Here is a 16,531-nt window from a genome sequence, read left to right as displayed (position 1 = left end):
TCTTTCTCCATCGAGACCGATCTGCCTCTTGGCCCGCCCCCGCCGCCGCCGCCCCCTTCGCCGCTTTTTTCTTGATAATACCGTCTTCTGACCTGCTTCGCCTCGCGCATACAGGTTGAAGTTGTGGGCCATGGCTCGCCATGGCTCCGCAATGACCGTCCATCATGGAAGCCTCCTCAGCGGGCAGTCAGCACGGCGTGTCGATCACTTGCATCGCCTCGCTCCAGCGCTGTCTCGCCAGCATCTGAGTGTCACGACGTTTCAGCCAGGGGTCCGGCACATAGTTGCCGAGAAACGGGTTGGTGTTGATCTCGAACACCACCGCTCCATCCGGTGTGGCGGCATGGTCCGCGCGACCATACTCGATCCCGGCGGTCTCGAACGCCGGCTTGAGCAGGGGTTCGAACCGATTGGTCGATACGGCGTCGAACTCGTCGGAGACGATATCTTCCGTAAGACAATCGTGCCGGCCATACTTGACCATCCACCGGTCTTCGACGGCAATATGCTCCACGACGATCCGGTCCCCGATCCGCCAACTGCCCCATTTGGCCCACAGGGTGCCATTGTACGTTGCATCGACCTTTTCCAGGACGAGAAGGCCCCGCAAAGGCACTCCATCCCGGCGTTGGGCGGCAAGAGCCTCGTCGAGTTCGCTCTGGCTGTAATAGAGCGTGTCCGACGGCATCTCATGCTCGTCTTCAAGGCGCAGGAAGACGGGAAAACGCGATGGCCTGGGACGCATGTCCGCCCGATGGACCTCGATGGGATTGCCGGTTTTCTCGCTGAGATTGGTCAGGAGTTCCACGCGGCTCATCGCGCAGGCCGGGTCGTTCAAGCAGCGCACGCCAAGATCCCGCAATTTCCGGTACAGGCCGGCGGCCCGTCTCAGGCGGGATGTCGAAAGCCGTTCGAGATCCGCGAAAACATAGGTGACTCTCGGCAACGTGGATGCCGCAAGAACCTGATCGTAAGTCAGGCTCCTGATGTCCGGAACCGGCACGCCGAACTGGCCTTCGGCAATGCTGCGAAGTGTGTATTGGTGTTCCGGGGTCGTCAGGAGAATGATCATGGAAAGTCCATCGCCGCGTGCGGAAGGCTGTCTAGAATCATGATGCCACGGCAATTACGTACTCTTCGAGCCGAAGACCGTACATTAACACCATGCTGCCAATCATACTGCCAAGCATCATGTCGATTTTCGTGGGGACTTACCAAATTCATTTCAAGTATATATGGATTCCATTTTCGAAGCTGATTTGAACTCTTGAAAACGCCGTGCCCTGGCGGAACAGGCTGACCAATCGATCTATTCTGTTGCGCAATCCGTGATTGTCGCGGGCGAACCGATGCCTGCGCATCACACCTTGTTTGCCGTCCCGATCGAACAGCTTCAATGCGCGGGTATGGGCATCCGCAATGCCTTCGACGGAATAGCTTTCCATCCGGATGATCGGCAGAGAGTGCTGGTCGTGTCGTGAAATCACCAGATCAAGATCGGGAAATTCAGGCGGAACGATGGGAATCAGACCACATGCCAGAGCATCGAACAGCCGTTGTGAAATGTCGTTTCTCAAGGGAAGAATCACACTGACCTTGTAGGAGGACCAATCGAGCAATCTTTGCTCCTGGCTAAATGAAAAATACGCTGGTCTTTTATCGAGTCCGAGAGTGAATACGTGCTCATTGGGATATCGTTCCCGATACGACGCGATCAAGCCGTTCCTTTCTTTTGCATCCGCATGGTTGAAGAAACCGCCATATAATTTGTCGCATCGCCCGGCAGCAACGATTCTCTCCTCCATCGACGCCAGGAAGACGCTGCTCCATTGCGTTACACAAAGCGGAAGGTGCGGCGCTATGAGGGTGGCTGCATTTGCCATGTCTTTATGTGCGAACCAATGGGCGGGAAACACCGCATCGGCGATCATAGCCGCCCGGCTGTTGAGGGTGGGCTCATGATGATTGTCCCATGCCCACAGGGCGATAAAAGGCTGCCCCGGCATGCTTTGCAGCTTCCAGGCGAGTATCTCTTCACTCTTTAGGTGGCTGCACAAAATTACGATATCAAAATCAAAATTTTGATCGTCGAAAATTGATTGATTAGATGAAATTGCCGCCCCGCAATAAGAGTCACAAAAATCTATATCAAAATCTTTGGGAAATAAAAAATCATTCTCCGTGAAGAAAAGGATTTTTGGTTCTTTTCTTTCAAGAATGGCCTTCAATTTTCCAAGAGAACCATCTATTTTTTCTTTAAATATTTTCGGAATCGTTGTCATTTATCCATATCCAAACCATCAAGATCCGATCTGCACCACAAATGGAATGGGAATCGCATAGAAAGATACAAGCTCTATCGCAGCATGAACAATCGCCTTGATTTTTGGCAAAACCGGAAATCAAAATCTAAAATCTTCTCTTACTTCATTCGTATTTTGACGGACTTATCCAAAGGATAAATTTATCTTTGCTGTATAGTTTCACCAGACAAACCTTCTGGGATTTAGACTCTGTCATCGAAGCGATACAGAAATTCGACCGATATCAAGCCATAGCACACCAGCAGACGAATTTGGAGCGCTCATACGCCAATCCGCAATTGTTTCCACAGCTTGACATTGCGGCGGCGGTCCATTGCAGGAGGCGGCGGCACTCAACGGCCATCGGACGGGAGTTGCGCTCTCCCCCGCCGCACCCGACACGACAAGCTACTACCATACGAGTTTCCGCTTGCGGAGCCGGTACTACCATACTAGCATTCGGACTAGGAACAAATTATCCGCATCTTCCGCTATCCAGCTTTCCGACCGGTCCCGTCAGGCAAACCGCCATGGCTTCCCGGCCGCTTCAGTATGTCCGCCGCAGCTCGAACCACCGCAATTTGAAAATACGTAGAAACGGGAGGAAACCTATGATCGACCACGGGATTTCACGACGCGGCTTCCTCGCGGCGTCCGCCGGGACCGCCGGGCTTCTGGCGACCGGCCGGCCGGTGTTCGCGGCCCTGCCGAAGCCGGCGAGCCCGGTCACGCTGAATGTGGTGGACGTCGCCGGCAATCTGGCGCTGACCCAGAAGGCCATCGAGAATTACCGCAAGGCCAAGCCCGACTGGGCTTCGCGCATCGTCTTCTCCAAGGCGCCGGCGCCGGAACTCCCCGGCAAGCTGAAGGCGCAGCAGGACGCCAACCGGGTCGACATCGATCTGGTGCTGACCGGCACCGACGTGCTGTCCGCCGGCATCGACCAGAAGCTGTGGGTCAATCTGCTGCCGGACCGCGCCGGCGACCTGCCGAAGCTGTCCGACATCTATCTGGAGCCGGCCGCCCGCATGCAGGGTCTCGCCGAAGGCCAGGGCGTGGTCGTCACCTACTACCCGTCGGGCCCGCTGTTCGAATATGCGCCTGAACGGGTGAAGCAGGTGCCGAAGACGGCGGCGGAGCTGCTGGCCTGGGCGAAGGCCAATCCGAAGCGCTTCGCTTATGCCCGCCCGGCCAACTCCGGTCCCGGCCGCACCTTCCTGATGGGGCTGCCCTACATCCTGGGCGACAAAGATCCCAAGGATCCGGTCAATGGCTGGGAAAAGACCTGGGCTTACCTGCGCGAACTGGGCGAGACCATCGAGGCCTATCCGGGCGGCACCACGCCGACCATGAAGGCGCTGGGCGAAGGGTCGCTCGACATCATCGTGTCGACCACCGGCTGGGACATCAATCCGCGGGTGCTCGGCGTGGTGCCGAAGTCGGCCGAGGTCTTCGCGGTGGAGAATTTCCGCTGGGTCGCCGACGCCCATTACATGTGCATCCCCAAGGGCGTGTCGGCGGAAAAGCTCGCCGTCCTCCTGGACCTGATGAACCATCTGCTGACACCGGCGCAGCAGGCCTACACCTATGACGAGGGCTATTTCTATCCGGGCCCGGCGGTGAAGGGCGTGACGCTCGCCATGGCGCCGAAGGAGAGCCAGGACGCCATCGCCGAGTTCGGCCGCCCGACCTACGACAAGCTGATCGCCGACCACCCCATCGAACTGCCGCTCGCCGCCGACAAGCTGGTGCAGGCCTTCCGCCGCTGGGACGAGGAGATCGGCGCGCGCAAGGGCAAGTGACGGGCAAGTGACCGCGCACCCGCCGACGACGTGAAACGGAGGGTCCCTCCGCCCGGCACCGGGCGACGGGACCCTCCGAAGACAGCGCCCCATCCAGCCACAGGACCCCGGAATGACCGTCGGAGCCACCACCTTCAAGCAACTGCACCTTCAGGGAGTGAGGCGGGAGTTCGACGCCTTCACGGCGCTGAAAGGGCTGGACCTCACCATCGAGCGGGGCGAGTTCATCGCCCTGCTCGGCCCGTCGGGATGCGGCAAGACAACCGCGCTGAACTGCATCGCCGGCCTGCTGCCGGTCAGTGGCGGGCGCATCATGCTGGACGACCGGCGGGTCGACGTGCTGCGGCCGGAAGAACGCGGCTTCGGCATGGTCTTCCAGAATTACGCCCTCTTCCCGCACATGACCGTGCGCAAGAACATCGGTTTCGGCCTGCGCATGCGCGGCGTGCCGAAGCCGGAACTGGAGAAACGGGTCGACGCCGCCCTGGCGGCGGTGCGGCTGGAATCGCAGGCGGAAAAGCTGCCGGGCCAGCTGTCGGGCGGCCAGCAGCAGCGCGTCGCCATCGCCCGCGCCATCGTGGTCGAGCCGCCGCTGGTGCTGATGGACGAACCGCTGTCCAACCTCGACGCCAAGCTGCGGCTGGAGATGCGCCAGGAAATCCGCCGCATCCACCAGTCCCTCGGCTCCACCACCATCTACGTCACCCACGACCAGGAAGAGGCGCTGTCGCTGGCCGACCGCATCGTCGTCCTGCGCGATGGCGCCATCCGGCAGGTCGGCACCCCGGCGGAGCTTTACGCCCTGCCCGCCCATCTCGACGTCGCCGACTTCATGGGCTTCCGCAACCGCGTCAACGGCGAACTGGTCGGGATGGAGGGCGAGGACGCCCTGCTGAACATCGAAGGCACGGTGATCCGCGGCCGGATGCGGGCCGCTTCCGCGAGCAAGGCGGCCGTCGCCGCGATCCGCCCCGACGATCTGGAGCCGACCGGCACCGACAGCGGCATCCCGGTGCGGGTGGAGGCGGTGGAGTATCGCGGGCGCGGCTTCCACGGCGTCGGCGTCACCGCATCGGGCACCGAGCTGCACTTCGCCTCCCCCTATCCATTGCAGCGGGGCGCCGCCGTCCGGCTCGGCGCCGATGCCGGCCGCGTGCTGGTGTTCGGAGACGCGCGATGAGCGCCGTCCTCGAAGGTCGCGCCGAGGGGCCGACCCTGCGCCAGCGGCTGGCCGCCCGCGGCATCGACGGGGCGACCCTGCTGGTGCTGCCCTGCGTGGCGCTGATCCTGGGGCTGTTCATCTACCCGTTCCTGTATGGGCTGATGCTGTCCTTCGAGCCCAAGGACGGATCGCTGTTCGGCAATTACGCCCGGTTCTTCAGCGATCCCTTCCTCTACGGCACCATCTTCAAGACGCTGCGGCTGGCTTTCCCGGTCACGCTGCTGAATCTGCTGATCGCCATTCCCATCGCCTTCCGCGTGCGGCTGATGCGGCGCCAGCGTCTGCTGACCACCCTGCTGGTGCTGCCGATCACGCTCGGCACCGTTCTGGTGGCCGAAGGCATGCTGTTCTATTTCGGGCCGCAGGGCTGGTTCAACCGCGCCCTGATGGCGGTCGGGCTGCTGTCCACCCCGATCTCCGTGCTGAACGGCTATTGGGGCGTCTTCATCTCGCTGGTGCTGACCGGCTTCCCCTTCACCTTCCTGCTGACGCTGTCCTACGTCACCGGCATCGACCCATCGCTGGAGAACGCGGCGGCGACGCTGGGCGCCGGTCCGGCCGCCCGCTTCCGCGAGGTCTTCCTGCCGCTGCTGATCCCCGGTCTCGCCATCACCTTCTGCCTGTCCTTCGTCCAGGCCTATTCGGTGCTGCCGTCGGCGGTATTGGTCGGCGATCCGGCCGGCGCCACGCGCGTCATCTCCATCGCCGCCTATCAGGCCGCGTTCGAGGAGTACGACTACTCCATGGCCTCGGCCATCGCGATGATCATGGGGGCGGTCCAATTGCTGGTGGTCGTCGCGGTTCTCGGCTGCCGCTCGTTGTTCTACCGCGGCCCCGCCGCGGGCGCCAAAGGCTGAGGAGAGGCGGCAATGCAGAAATCCATCATGTCCCGCCTGTGGGTCTTCGCCGTCTGGGCGGTGATCGGGCTGTTTCTGATCAATCTGTTGGGGCTGATCGCCTCGGTGGTGACCTCGTCGGTGGCGACGCGCTGGCTCGGCACCTGGCTGCCGGTGGGCTTCACCACCCGCTGGTACTTCGCCGCCTGGGACGAGTTCCAGCTGGGCGACGTGCTGTGGGTCACCTTCCAGGCAGTCGGCGCGGTGGTCCTGCTGTCCGGCCTGCTGGGGGTGCCGGCCGCCTATGCGCTGGCGCGGCGCGAGTTTCCGGCCAAGCGGGCGGTGATGCTGTTGCTGCTGCTGCCCCTGCTGGTTCCGCCGATCACCTACGGCATCCCGCTGGCGACGGTGCTCTATAAGGCGGGGCTGGGCGGCACGCTGACCGGTGTCATCCTGGCCAATCTGGTGCCCACCGTGCCCTTCGTGGTGCTGGTGATGATCCCCTTCATCGAGCAGATCGATCCGCGCACCGAGGCCGCGGCCCGCGTCTTCGGCGCCAACATCTTCCAGATGTTCGTCCATGTGCTGGTGCCGATGCTGATGCCGGGCGTGCTGGCGGCGCTGCTGCTGGTGCTGGTCCGCACCATCGGCATGTTCGAGCTGACCTTCCTGGTCTCCGGACCCGGCAGCCAGACCCTGGTGGTGGCGCTCTATTACGCGGTGTTCGCCTCCGGCGTCCGGGCGGTGCAGTCGATCGACTCCATGGCGGTCATCTATATGGTGACCACGCTGGTCTGGCTGATCGTTGCCCTGCGCTTCGTCAATCCGACCCAGATCGTCGGCCGCGGCAAGCGTCCGGCGGCATAAGTCCGCTGTCCATGCCTGCCCCGTTCAAGGCTGTGATGCCAACATCATGATCCTGAACGGGGTTCCCGTAATTTCCGCCCGTACAGGCCGGCAGTTTGTTTGTGGAACTCTGACGAGGTCTGTTTAATCCGGACGAGCTTTCGTTGAGAAATCCGCATCGCATCAAGCAGGGTCGGCGGGAAATACTCTTGCCGACCGCTTGGTATGGTAGTATCCTGATAGACCAATCATTCGCTCCGGCCCTTCGGGCAGGTTTCGAGGCGCCATAAACCATGACGTGCCGATGCTGAACAAGATCGACGTGGAATCCGGCGAGCCGATCGCGCGGCGCGTGTACCGGGTGCTGCGCCAAGCCATCGTGACGATGCAGTTCAGCCCCGGCCAAGCCCTGTCGGAGCAGGAGATCGCCGACCAGCTCGGCGTCAGCCGCCAGCCGGTGCGCGAGGCCTTCATCAAGCTGAGCGAAGCCGGCCTTCTCACCATCCGGCCGCAGCGCGGCAGCTTCGTCGTCAAGATCTCGGTCAAGCAGGTGCTCGATGCCCGCTTCGTGCGCGAAGCGGTGGAAACCGCCGTGGTGCGCAAGGCCTGTGAGACCATCACGCCGGCCGGCATCGCCGAATTGCGCGACCTTTTGAAGGCCCAGTGGGATATCGCCGACGAACCGGTGCCGGTGCGCTTCCTGGAACTGGACGAGGCCTTCCACCGCGCCATCGCCATCGGGGCGGAGTGCGACTATGCCTGGCGCATCGTCGAGGAGACGAAGGCGCAGATGGACCGCGTCCGCTATCTCAGCGTTCCCTACGCCACGCCGATCCGCCGGCTGATCTCGCAGCATCAGGCGGTGCTGGAGGCGATTGTCGCCCGCGACCCGGTCAAGGCGGAGGCGGCGATGGGTCTGCATCTGCGTGAGATCCTGACCTCGCTGCCCGAACTGGAAGGCAAGTTCCCCGACCTGTTCACCCTTGAGGAGGCCGGAACTCAGCCGGCGCCCAAGACGACCTCCAGAAGCAGCGGCCGGTCACGGGTTGCTGCCCTGCGCTGATCGGCACGACATTTCCGAGGCCGGCCGGATGCACAGACGGCAGTAGCAGGACTATATGGTTCGCCAGGATGACAATCCGGGTTGCCCTTCTCCGCACTTCTTGACATACTACCATACAAGAATGTGAGCCAACCGCTCGCCTGGAAGGAAATGCTCCCCATGCAATCGTCCGCGTCCACCGTCCCTCCTTCCGGCGCCTCGTCGCGGCGCCTCGGCGTCTCCGGCCTGTCCACCCTGCCGGCGACGGTGGCCCGGCCCGGCTATGACCGCAAGGATCTCGACATCGGGATCGTCCATCTCGGCGTCGGCGCCTTCCAGCGCGCCCATCAGGCGGCCTACACCGACGCCCTGCTGGAACAGCAGTTCGGGCCGTGGGGCATCGCCGGTGTCAGCCTGCGCAGCCCCGACACCCGCGACGCGCTGGAGCCGCAGGACGGGTTCTACACCGTCGCGGTGCGCGATGCGGAGGGGGAGCGGCTGCGGGTGATCGGCTGCCTGCTGGACCTGCTGGTCGCGCATGAGGATCCCGAGGCGGTGCTGGAGCGGATGTGCCGCCCGTCGGTGCGTATCGTCACCCTGACGGTGACCGAGAAGGGCTATTGCCACGATCCGGCGACCGGCGCGTTGAACGAAGCCCATCCCGACATCCGCCACGATTTGGACGAACCGGGCAAGCCGCGCACCGCCATCGGCTTCCTGGCCGAGGCGCTGGCCCGCCGCCGCGCTGCCGGGCTGGCCCCCTTCACCGTGCTGAGCTGCGACAACCTGCCGAGCAACGGCGACACCGTCGCCCGCATCCTGCGCCGCTTCGCCGACCTGCGCGACCCGGCCTTCGGCGCCTGGGTGGCTGAGACGGTCGCCTGCCCCAACAGCATGGTCGACCGCATCGTCCCCGCCACCACCGAGGCCGACCGCGCCCGCGTCTCGCAGGCGCTCGGCGTGCAGGATTCCTGGCCGGTGGTGACGGAGCCCTTCACCCAGTGGGTGGTCGAGGACCGTTTCCCCGCCGGCCGGCCGGCCTGGGAGACGGTCGGGGTCGAACTGGTCGCCGACGTCCATCCCTATGAGACGATGAAGCTGCGGCTGCTGAACGGCAGCCACTCCACCATCGCCTATCTCGGCTATCTGGCGGGCTACGAGACGGTGTCGGACACCATGGCCGATCCTGCCTTTGCCACGCTGGTCCGCAACCTGATGGACCGGGAGACCGGGCCGACGCTGCACATGCCTGCGGGTGCGGATATGGAGCAGTACAAGGACGCGCTGATCACCCGCTTCCGCAATCCGGCGCTGCGCCACCGCACCTGGCAGATCGCCATGGACGGCACGCAGAAGCTGCCGCAGCGCCTACTGAACCCGATCCGCGACCGGCTGGCCGCCGGTTTGCCCATCGACCGGCTGGCCCTGGCCGTCGCCGCCTGGATGCGCTACGTCGCCGGCACCGACGAGAAGGGCCAGCCCATCGACGTGCGCGATCCGCTGGCATCCCGTCTGGCTGAAATCGCAGCCGCCACAGCCGGCAATCCCGACCGGCTGGCCGAGGCGCTGTTCGGCCTGACCGCCGTGTTCGGCGAGGATCTGCCGCGCGACCCGCGCTTCACCGCCCCGGTGACCGCCGCACTCAAGCGCCTGTTCGCCGAAGGCGCCCGCGCCGTCGTCGCAGTGTCTGCCTGATCCCGTTTCACCGCATCCTCTTCAGTAGGGAGTAGTCCCGTGGTTGCCCTGACCGTTGAAAAGCCGCATGTGCTGGCGCTCCGTCCCGAGAACACCCCGTCTGCCGGACCGGTCAAGGCCGGCGAGGTGCTGGTCCGCGTCCAGCGCGCCGGCATCTGCGGGTCGGACCTGCACATCTACCACGGCTCCAACCCCTTCGCGGTCTACCCCCGCGTGATCGGCCATGAGTTCGCCGGCACGGTGGAGGCGGTCGGCGACGGCGTGACCAACGTCGCGGTCGGCGACCATGTGGTGGTGGATCCGGTTGTGTCCTGTGGCCGCTGCTATGCCTGCCGGGCCGGGCGCACCAATGTCTGCGCCAATCTGGAGGTGTTCGGCGTCCACCGCGACGGCGGTTTCCGCAACCATGTCGTCGTGCCGGCCGGCAATGCGGTCAAGGTCCGCTCCGACCTGCCGATCTCGATTGCAGCATTGGCGGAACCGCTGTCCATCGCCGCCAACGTGCTGTCGCGCACCGGCATCGGCGCCGACGACACGCTGCTGGTCTATGGCGCCGGCACGGTCGGGCTGACGGTGGTGCAGGTCGCCAAGCTGCACGGCGCCCGCTGCATCGTCGCCGACCTCGACGACAAGCGGCTGGAGCGGGCGAAGGAGTTCGGCGCCGATGTTGTCCTCAACTCCTCGCGGGTGTCGGTGCCCGACGCGGTGCGCGACGAGAATGACGGGCTCGGCCCCACGGTGGTGATCGACGGCGCCGGCGTGCCGGCCTTGCTGGAGGAGGCCTGCCGCCTCGCCAGCCCGGCGGCACGCATCGGCCTACTCGGCTTCTCGCCGGCCCCTTGCAACATCAGCCAGCAGGAGATCGTGAAGAAGGAACTGACGCTGGTCGGCTCGCGCCTGAACCGCCGCCTGCTGCCGCAGGTCATCGAGTGGCTGGAGAGCGGCAAGCTGAAGCCGGCGGCGATGATCACCCAGGTCTTCCCGATCGCCGATGCGGCGAGCGCCTTCTCGCTGATCGAGACCGACCCGTCCAGCACCATCAAGGTCCAGCTCGACTTCGAAAGCTGATCGCCTGCCGGACGGCAGACACCAGTCAAAGCAATGGCGGGCATGATCCGCCAAAAACGGAGGGACACCAGGATGAACAGCAAGACCCCGATTTCGCGCCGCACGCTGGCCAAGAGCATCGGCCTCGGCGCCGGCATCGCCGCCGGTGCGACGCTGCTGGGCGGCATCGCCGCCCCGGCCATCGTTCGCGCCCAGGCCAAGACGACGCTGAAGCTCGGTCACCTCGCCAACGAGGACAATGTCTGGCACAAGGCCTCGCTGGTCTTCGCCGAGGAAGTCGCCAAGCGCACCAACGGTGCGGTCGAGGTCAAGGTGTTCCCCAACGAGCAGCTCGGCAAGGAAACCGACCTGATCAAGGGCATCCAGCTCGGCACCATCGACTTCACCATCACGGGTGAGTCCCTGCAGAACTGGGCTCCGGCCGCGGCACTGCTGGCCGTCCCCTACGCCATCCGCGACCTCGATCATCTCGACAAGGTCGTCACCGGCGAGCCGGGCAAGAAGATCGCCGAGGCCATCGAGCAGAAGACCCAGCTGGTCCCGCTGACCTACTTCGCCCGCGGCCCGCGCAACCTGACCAGCAAGCGCCCGATCAAGTCGCCGGACGAGCTGAACGGCCTGAAGATGCGCGTTCCCAACGTGCCGCTGTTCGTGTCCTTCTGGCAGGGGCTGGGCGCCAAGCCGACGCCGATGGCCTTCTCGGAGGTGTTCACCGGCCTGCAGAACGACACCATCGAGGCGCAGGAGAACCCGCTGGCGCTGATCAAGTCGGCGAGCTTCTACGAGGTCCAGAAATACGTGAACCAGACGGAGCACGTGATCAGCTGGATCTATCTGGTCGGCGGCTCGAAGAAGATGAACAAGCTGCCGGCCGAACAGCGCGCCGCCATCATGGAGGCCGCCAAGGCCGCCCAGGCTGCCGAGCGCAAGCTGTTCATCGAGGACGAGGCCAAGCTGGCCGCCGACCTGAAGGCCAAGGGCATGGAGTTCATCGCCGTCGACAAGGCCGCCTTCGCCGAGAAGGGCCGTCCGGCCGTCGTCGCCGCGCTGTCGCCGGAGATCAAGCCGATCTACGACGAAATCCTTGCGGTGAAGTGAGCGGAGACTCTCCCTCTCCCCCTGGGGGGAGAGGGAGATAAATCCTCCCCCTAACCGTAAGAGCCATTCCAATGCGCAACGTCTTTGCCGCCCTGGTGTCGGCCGTCTCCGCCCTTTGCCGTTGGGGAACACTGGCGGCCATCGGCGTCCTCATCGTCGTCGTGACCATCCAGGTGCTGGGCCGGATACCGGGCTTCCCCTCGCCGCCCTGGACGGAAGAGGTGGCCCGCTTCGCGCTGGTCCATCTCGTCGCCTTCTCCTGCGGGCTGGCGCTGCTGCGCGGCGAGCTGGTGAACGTCGACATGTTCATCCTGCTGCTGCCCAAGCCGATGCAATGGGCTGTCGCCCGTCTGGTCGACGTGGCCATCCTGGTCTTCGCCATCGCGATCATTCCCGGTGCCTGGGACTATGTCGTCGGCAGCCTGGGTGAGCGCGCACGCTCCATCAACGTCCCGATGATCTGGGTCTATGTCGTAACGCTGATCATCCCGGTCTCGCTCGCCTTCTTCTCGATTGCCCGGCTGGCCGGGCTCGGGCGCGACTCCGCGCCGCCCAGCCATGGGGAAACCGTCTGATGGTCACCGCACTGTTCGTCACCTTCGCCGTCCTGCTGATCCTGGGCGCGCCGGTGGGCATCGCCTTGGGCGGCGCGTCGGCGGTCTATCTGGTCGGCAGCGACATCGACCTCGCGGTGGTCCCGCAGTTCATGTATGCGGGCATGGACAGCTTCGTCCTGCTCTGCATTCCCGGCTTCGTGCTGGCCGGCAACCTGATGAACGGCGGCGGCATCACCGACCAGATCGTGCTGTTCAGCAACCGGCTGGTCGGCCATATCCGCGGCGGCCTCGGCCTTGCCAACGTCACCGGGTCGATGGTGTTCGCCGGCATCTCCGGCACCGCGGTGGCGGAAACCGCCTCCATCGGCGCCGTGATGATCCCGGCGATGCGCAAGTCCGGCTACGACGCGCCCTTCGCCGCCGCCGTGACCGCCGCCGCCTCCACCGTCGGGCCGATCATCCCGCCCAGCGTGCCGATGATCATCGTCGGCACCCTGACCGGCCTGTCGGTCGGCAAGATGTTCATGGCCGGCGCCATTCCGGGCCTGCTGCTGGGCATCGGCATGATGCTGACGGTCTGGATCCTGGCACGGGCGCGCAACTACCCGCGTGAGCCGTGGCAGGGCTTCGGCGCGCTGGTCCGCGCCAGCCGCGGCGCCTTCTGGGCGCTGCTGATGACGGCGATCATCCTGTTCGGCATCGTCGGCGGCTATTTCACACCGACCGAGGCCTCCATCGTCGCGGCTCTCTACGCCTTCGTCATCGGTCTGTTCGTCTACAAGGGTTTCAAGCTGCGCCAGCTGCCGGGCATCCTGCTGGAAAGCGCCATCGGAGCGGGCGGGCTGATCCTGCTGGTCGGCCTCGCCAACGTCTTCGGCTGGATCCTGACCAGCGAGCAGATTCCGCAGGCCATCGCCTCATCGATGCTGGCGCTGACCACCAACAAGTACCTGATCATCCTGCTGATCAACATCCTGCTGCTGATCGTCGGCACCTTCATGGAGACGATTGCGGCGCTGATCATCCTGTTCCCGCCGCTGCTGGCGGTGGCGACCCAGGTCGGCATCGATCCGATCCATTTCGCCACCTTCGCCGTGCTGAACCTGATGATCGGCCTGACCACCCCGCCGGTCGGCGTCTGCCTGTTCGTCGCGGCCAACATCGCGAAGATCTCGCTGGGCGCCATCACCAAGGCGATCTGGCCCTTCCTGCTCTGCAACATCCTGATCCTGTTCCTGGTCTCCTACATCCCGGCCCTGTCGCTGTGGCTGCCGAGCCTGCTTTTCCGCTGATTTTTCCAGACTTCCAAAGCCCCCTCTCTACTCCAAGGAGTTCGCAGCCATGGAACAATCCTGGCGCTGGTTCGGTCCCGAAGACGCGATCAAGCTGAACCACATCCGCCAAGCCGGCGCCACCGGCGTGGTCACCGCCCTGCACCACATCCCCTACGGCGTGGTCTGGTCGGTGGAGGAGATCCAGAAGCGCAAGGCGATGATCGAGTCCGACAAGGAACTCGGCCTCAGCTGGACGGTCACCGAAAGCCTGCCGGTGCATGAGGCGATCAAGATCGGCGAAGGCGACCTGACCGAGCTGTTCGACAATTACCGCCAGTCGATGCGCAACCTCGCCGCCTGCGGCGTGACGACCATCTGCTACAACTTCATGCCGGTGCTGGACTGGACGCGGACGGAACTGGCGGCGGCGCTGCCGGGCGGCGGCACCTCGCTGCGCTTCAACGCCCATGAGCATGCCGCCTTCGACGTCTACATGCTGGAGCGTCCGGGCGCGGAGGAGGACCATTCGCCGGAGGTTCTCGCCAAGGCCAAGGAATGGTTCGACCGCTCGTCGGAAAGCGACCGCGCCAAGCTGCTGACCAACATCATGGCCGGCCTGCCGGGCGCCTATGACCGCTACGACATCCCCGGCCTGCGCAAGATGATCGCGCGCTTCAACGGCATGTCCGCCGACGGCCTGCGCGAGACGCTGGCCCGCTTCCTGCGCGAGGTCATCCCGACCGCGGAAGAGGTCGGCATCCGCATGGCGATCCACCCCGACGACCCGCCCCGTCCGCTGTTCGGCCTGCCGCGCATCGTCAGCACCGAGGACGACCTCGCCCACCTGATCGATGCGGTGAAGTCGCCCAACAACGGCCTGACCTTCTGCACCGGCTCGCTGGGGGCGGGACAGACGAACAACGTGCCGGCGATGGCGAAGCGCTTCGTCGAGGACATCCACTTCGTCCATCTGCGCAACGTCGCCAAGGATCCGGACGGGTCCTTCGAGGAAGCCGACCATCTCGGCGGCGACGTCGACATGGTGTCGGTCGTCACCACCCTGCTGGAAGAGCAGAAGCGCCGCCAGGACGCCGGCAACGACAACTGGCGCCTGCCCTTCCGCCCCGACCACGGTCACGAGCTGCTGGACGATGTCGGCAAGCCGACCCACCCCGGCTATCCGATGATCGGCCGTCTGCGCGGTCTGGCCGAGATCCGTGGCGTGATGACCGCCGTCGCGGCGATGAAGCAGCTGCCGGTCTGAGCAAGCTGTTCTGAGCTGAATGCGCGCCGGCGTTACCCGCCGGCGCGCATCCCCAGACGGGCGAGCTTCTTGTAGAAGGCGGCGCGGGAGATGCCGAGCGCCTGTGCCGCCTCCGTCGCCCGGCCGCCGCTGGCCGCGAGCGCCCGGCCGAGCAGCCCGCGCTCGAACTCGTCGTAGGCTTGGTCATAGCCCGGCAGAGGCAGCGATTGCGGACGCTGCTCCGTTCGGATAGCCGCCGGAACCGAAACGGCAAGCGCGCCGTCGGTGCCGGCCTCACCCAGGTCAGGCAAGGCTTCCGCGAGGTCCGCGGCGGTCAGGCGGCGGTTGTCGGTCAGCAGGCAGGCACGCTCCAGCACGTTGCGCAGTTCGCGCACATTGCCCGGCCAGCGGTGGCGGCCCAGCGCCTCCACCGCCTCCGGGGTCAGGCCGCGCAGCGGGAGCCCGGTACGGGCGGCGATCTCCTGGAGGATGGATTCGGCGATGGCCTCCAGTCCGCCGCCCATTTCCGCCAGGGCCGGCAGGCGGATCGGCAGCACGTTCAGGCGGTAATAGAGGTCGGAGCGGAAGCGGCCGTCACGGATCCGTTGCTCCAGGTCGACGTTGGTCGCCGCGATCACCCGCACATCCACCTTCACCGGCCGGTCGGACCCCAGCGGCTCGATCTCCTGCTCCTGCAAGGCCCGCAGCAGCTTGGCCTGGAGCCCCAGCGGCATGTCGCCGATCTCGTCGAGGAACAGGGTGCCGCCGTCGGCGGTCTTGAAGCGCCCTTCCCGCCCGCGGCGGTCCAGCCCGGTGTAGGCGCCGGGCACCGCGCCGAAGAACTCCGCCTCCAGCAGCGTTTCCGGGATCGCCGCCACATTGACGCCGACGAAGGAACGGCCGCTGCGCGCCGACAGGCCGTGGATGGCCTGGGCGATCAGTTCCTTCCCCGTGCCGGTCTCCCCCAGCAGCAGGATCGGCGCGTCGGTGCGGGCGGCGAGACGGGCCTTGCGCTTGACCTCCAGGCAGACCGGGCTGTCGCCGACATAGCTTTGCAGCGTGTAGCGCGGCTGCCGCCCCTCGTCGAGCCGGCGCTTGGTCGCCGCCAGTTCAGCCTCCAGCCGCGACAGTTCGGCCAACAGGGGCTTCAGCCGGTGCAGGCTGTCGTAGAGAACGAAGCCGACGGCGCCGATCACCGCACCGGCATCGTCGGTCAGCGGAAACCGCGAGACCACCAGCCGCTGGGTTCCGAACAGCATCAGGTCGAGAAGGATCGGCTGGCCGGTCGCCAGGATCTGGCGCATCTGCGAATGGGGAATGATCTCCTCCACCTCGCGGCCGATGGCCTCGGCGGGGTCGGAGATGCCGAGCATCCGGGCGTATTTCTCGTTGATCCACACGACCCGGGCATGGCGGTCGACCGCCACCGTTCCTTCGGACTGGGTTTCCAGCGCTTCGAACAGCGAGGGAATCGCCCGGCTGCGCAGCAGCGCCGCGTCGCCCTGCCGCACTTCGGAGAACCGTTCCCGCTCACTCACTCCCGCC

At 65.1% G+C, this 16,531-nt stretch carries 14 protein-coding genes; 11 read left to right on the top strand and 3 right to left on the bottom strand.

The genetic code is table 11. From position 1 onward, the window contains the following. Positions 1-187: 187 nt before the first annotated feature. Positions 188-1,072, bottom strand: a complete 885-nt coding sequence (locus tag VH569_RS21035; protein ID WP_423317610.1) for a hypothetical protein — start codon at positions 1,070-1,072, stop codon at positions 188-190. Positions 1,073-1,220: 148 nt separating this feature from the next. Beyond that, positions 1,221-2,282, bottom strand: coding sequence for a hypothetical protein (locus tag VH569_RS21030; RefSeq protein WP_423317609.1), 1,062 nt, complete (start codon positions 2,280-2,282; stop codon positions 1,221-1,223). Between the two features lie 632 nt (positions 2,283-2,914). On the opposite strand from VH569_RS21030, the gene VH569_RS21025 reads away from it, so the two are divergent. The 11 genes from VH569_RS21025 (at position 2,915) to uxuA (ending at position 15,007) form a co-directional block, all read left to right on the top strand. Next, positions 2,915-4,105 carry an extracellular solute-binding protein gene (locus VH569_RS21025; RefSeq protein ID WP_174470668.1) on the top strand — a complete coding sequence of 397 codons (1,191 nt, stop codon included), beginning with the start codon at positions 2,915-2,917 and terminating at the stop codon, positions 4,103-4,105. A gap of 112 nt (positions 4,106-4,217) precedes the next feature. Further along, complete coding sequence (locus VH569_RS21020) at positions 4,218-5,285, top strand: ABC transporter ATP-binding protein (RefSeq protein WP_109096235.1); 1,068 nt, start codon at positions 4,218-4,220, stop codon at positions 5,283-5,285. Then, positions 5,282-6,184 (top strand): ABC transporter permease, encoded by a 903-nt coding sequence (locus VH569_RS21015; RefSeq protein WP_098735235.1) that lies wholly within the window; start codon positions 5,282-5,284, stop codon positions 6,182-6,184. Before VH569_RS21020 ends, VH569_RS21015 begins: the two co-directional genes overlap by 4 nt. A gap of 12 nt (positions 6,185-6,196) precedes the next feature. Beyond that, positions 6,197-7,030 (top strand): ABC transporter permease, encoded by an 834-nt coding sequence (locus tag VH569_RS21010; RefSeq protein WP_423317607.1) that lies wholly within the window; start codon positions 6,197-6,199, stop codon positions 7,028-7,030. 283 nt (positions 7,031-7,313) lie between these two features. After that, positions 7,314-8,072 (top strand): GntR family transcriptional regulator, encoded by a 759-nt coding sequence (locus VH569_RS21005; protein WP_423317605.1) that lies wholly within the window; start codon positions 7,314-7,316, stop codon positions 8,070-8,072. A 159-nt stretch (positions 8,073-8,231) separates the two neighbouring features. After that, positions 8,232-9,746: a mannitol dehydrogenase family protein gene (locus VH569_RS21000; RefSeq protein ID WP_423317603.1), complete on the top strand. Its 1,515-nt coding sequence runs from the start codon at positions 8,232-8,234 to the stop codon at positions 9,744-9,746. A gap of 39 nt (positions 9,747-9,785) precedes the next feature. Continuing rightward, on the top strand, positions 9,786-10,814 hold the full coding sequence (locus tag VH569_RS20995) for a Zn-dependent oxidoreductase (RefSeq protein WP_423317601.1): 1,029 nt from the start codon (positions 9,786-9,788) through the stop codon (positions 10,812-10,814). Positions 10,815-10,886: 72 nt separating this feature from the next. Beyond that, on the top strand, positions 10,887-11,912 hold the full coding sequence (locus tag VH569_RS20990; protein WP_423317600.1) for a TRAP transporter substrate-binding protein: 1,026 nt from the start codon (positions 10,887-10,889) through the stop codon (positions 11,910-11,912). 71 nt (positions 11,913-11,983) lie between these two features. Beyond that, positions 11,984-12,487, top strand: coding sequence for a TRAP transporter small permease (locus tag VH569_RS20985; protein WP_423317598.1), 504 nt, complete (start codon positions 11,984-11,986; stop codon positions 12,485-12,487). After that, a complete protein-coding gene (locus VH569_RS20980) occupies positions 12,487-13,761 on the top strand; it encodes a TRAP transporter large permease (RefSeq protein ID WP_376965500.1) in 1,275 nt (424 codons plus the stop codon). The genes VH569_RS20985 and VH569_RS20980 overlap by 1 nt, the downstream gene beginning before the upstream one ends. A gap of 49 nt (positions 13,762-13,810) precedes the next feature. Further along, a complete protein-coding gene (gene uxuA, locus VH569_RS20975) occupies positions 13,811-15,007 on the top strand; it encodes a mannonate dehydratase (RefSeq protein WP_376965502.1) in 1,197 nt (398 codons plus the stop codon). 32 nt (positions 15,008-15,039) lie between these two features. On the opposite strand, the gene VH569_RS20970 is transcribed toward uxuA, so the two are convergent. Continuing rightward, positions 15,040-16,524: a sigma-54 interaction domain-containing protein gene (locus tag VH569_RS20970; RefSeq protein WP_423317596.1), complete on the bottom strand. Its 1,485-nt coding sequence runs from the start codon at positions 16,522-16,524 to the stop codon at positions 15,040-15,042. Positions 16,525-16,531: the final 7 nt, after the last annotated feature.

The sequence above is a fragment of the Azospirillum sp. 11R-A genome (assembly GCF_049472615.1).
Taxonomy (GTDB): Bacteria; Pseudomonadota; Alphaproteobacteria; order Azospirillales; family Azospirillaceae; genus Azospirillum; species Azospirillum palustre.
This window is presented reverse-complemented; position numbering and strand designations above follow the sequence as displayed.

Coding starts and splice junctions, on each gene's coding strand:
- VH569_RS21035 (WP_423317610.1), bottom strand. CDS start 1,072: ATGATCATTCTCCTGACGACCCCGGAACACCAATACACACTTCGCAGC.
- VH569_RS21030 (WP_423317609.1), bottom strand. CDS start 2,282: ATGACAACGATTCCGAAAATATTTAAAGAAAAAATAGATGGTTCTCTT.
- VH569_RS21025 (WP_174470668.1), top strand. CDS start 2,915: ATGATCGACCACGGGATTTCACGACGCGGCTTCCTCGCGGCGTCCGCC.
- VH569_RS21020 (WP_109096235.1), top strand. CDS start 4,218: ATGACCGTCGGAGCCACCACCTTCAAGCAACTGCACCTTCAGGGAGTG.
- VH569_RS21015 (WP_098735235.1), top strand. CDS start 5,282: ATGAGCGCCGTCCTCGAAGGTCGCGCCGAGGGGCCGACCCTGCGCCAG.
- VH569_RS21010 (WP_423317607.1), top strand. CDS start 6,197: ATGCAGAAATCCATCATGTCCCGCCTGTGGGTCTTCGCCGTCTGGGCG.
- VH569_RS21005 (WP_423317605.1), top strand. CDS start 7,314: ATGCTGAACAAGATCGACGTGGAATCCGGCGAGCCGATCGCGCGGCGC.
- VH569_RS21000 (WP_423317603.1), top strand. CDS start 8,232: ATGCAATCGTCCGCGTCCACCGTCCCTCCTTCCGGCGCCTCGTCGCGG.
- VH569_RS20990 (WP_423317600.1), top strand. CDS start 10,887: ATGAACAGCAAGACCCCGATTTCGCGCCGCACGCTGGCCAAGAGCATC.
- VH569_RS20985 (WP_423317598.1), top strand. CDS start 11,984: ATGCGCAACGTCTTTGCCGCCCTGGTGTCGGCCGTCTCCGCCCTTTGC.
- VH569_RS20980 (WP_376965500.1), top strand. CDS start 12,487: ATGGTCACCGCACTGTTCGTCACCTTCGCCGTCCTGCTGATCCTGGGC.
- uxuA (WP_376965502.1), top strand. CDS start 13,811: ATGGAACAATCCTGGCGCTGGTTCGGTCCCGAAGACGCGATCAAGCTG.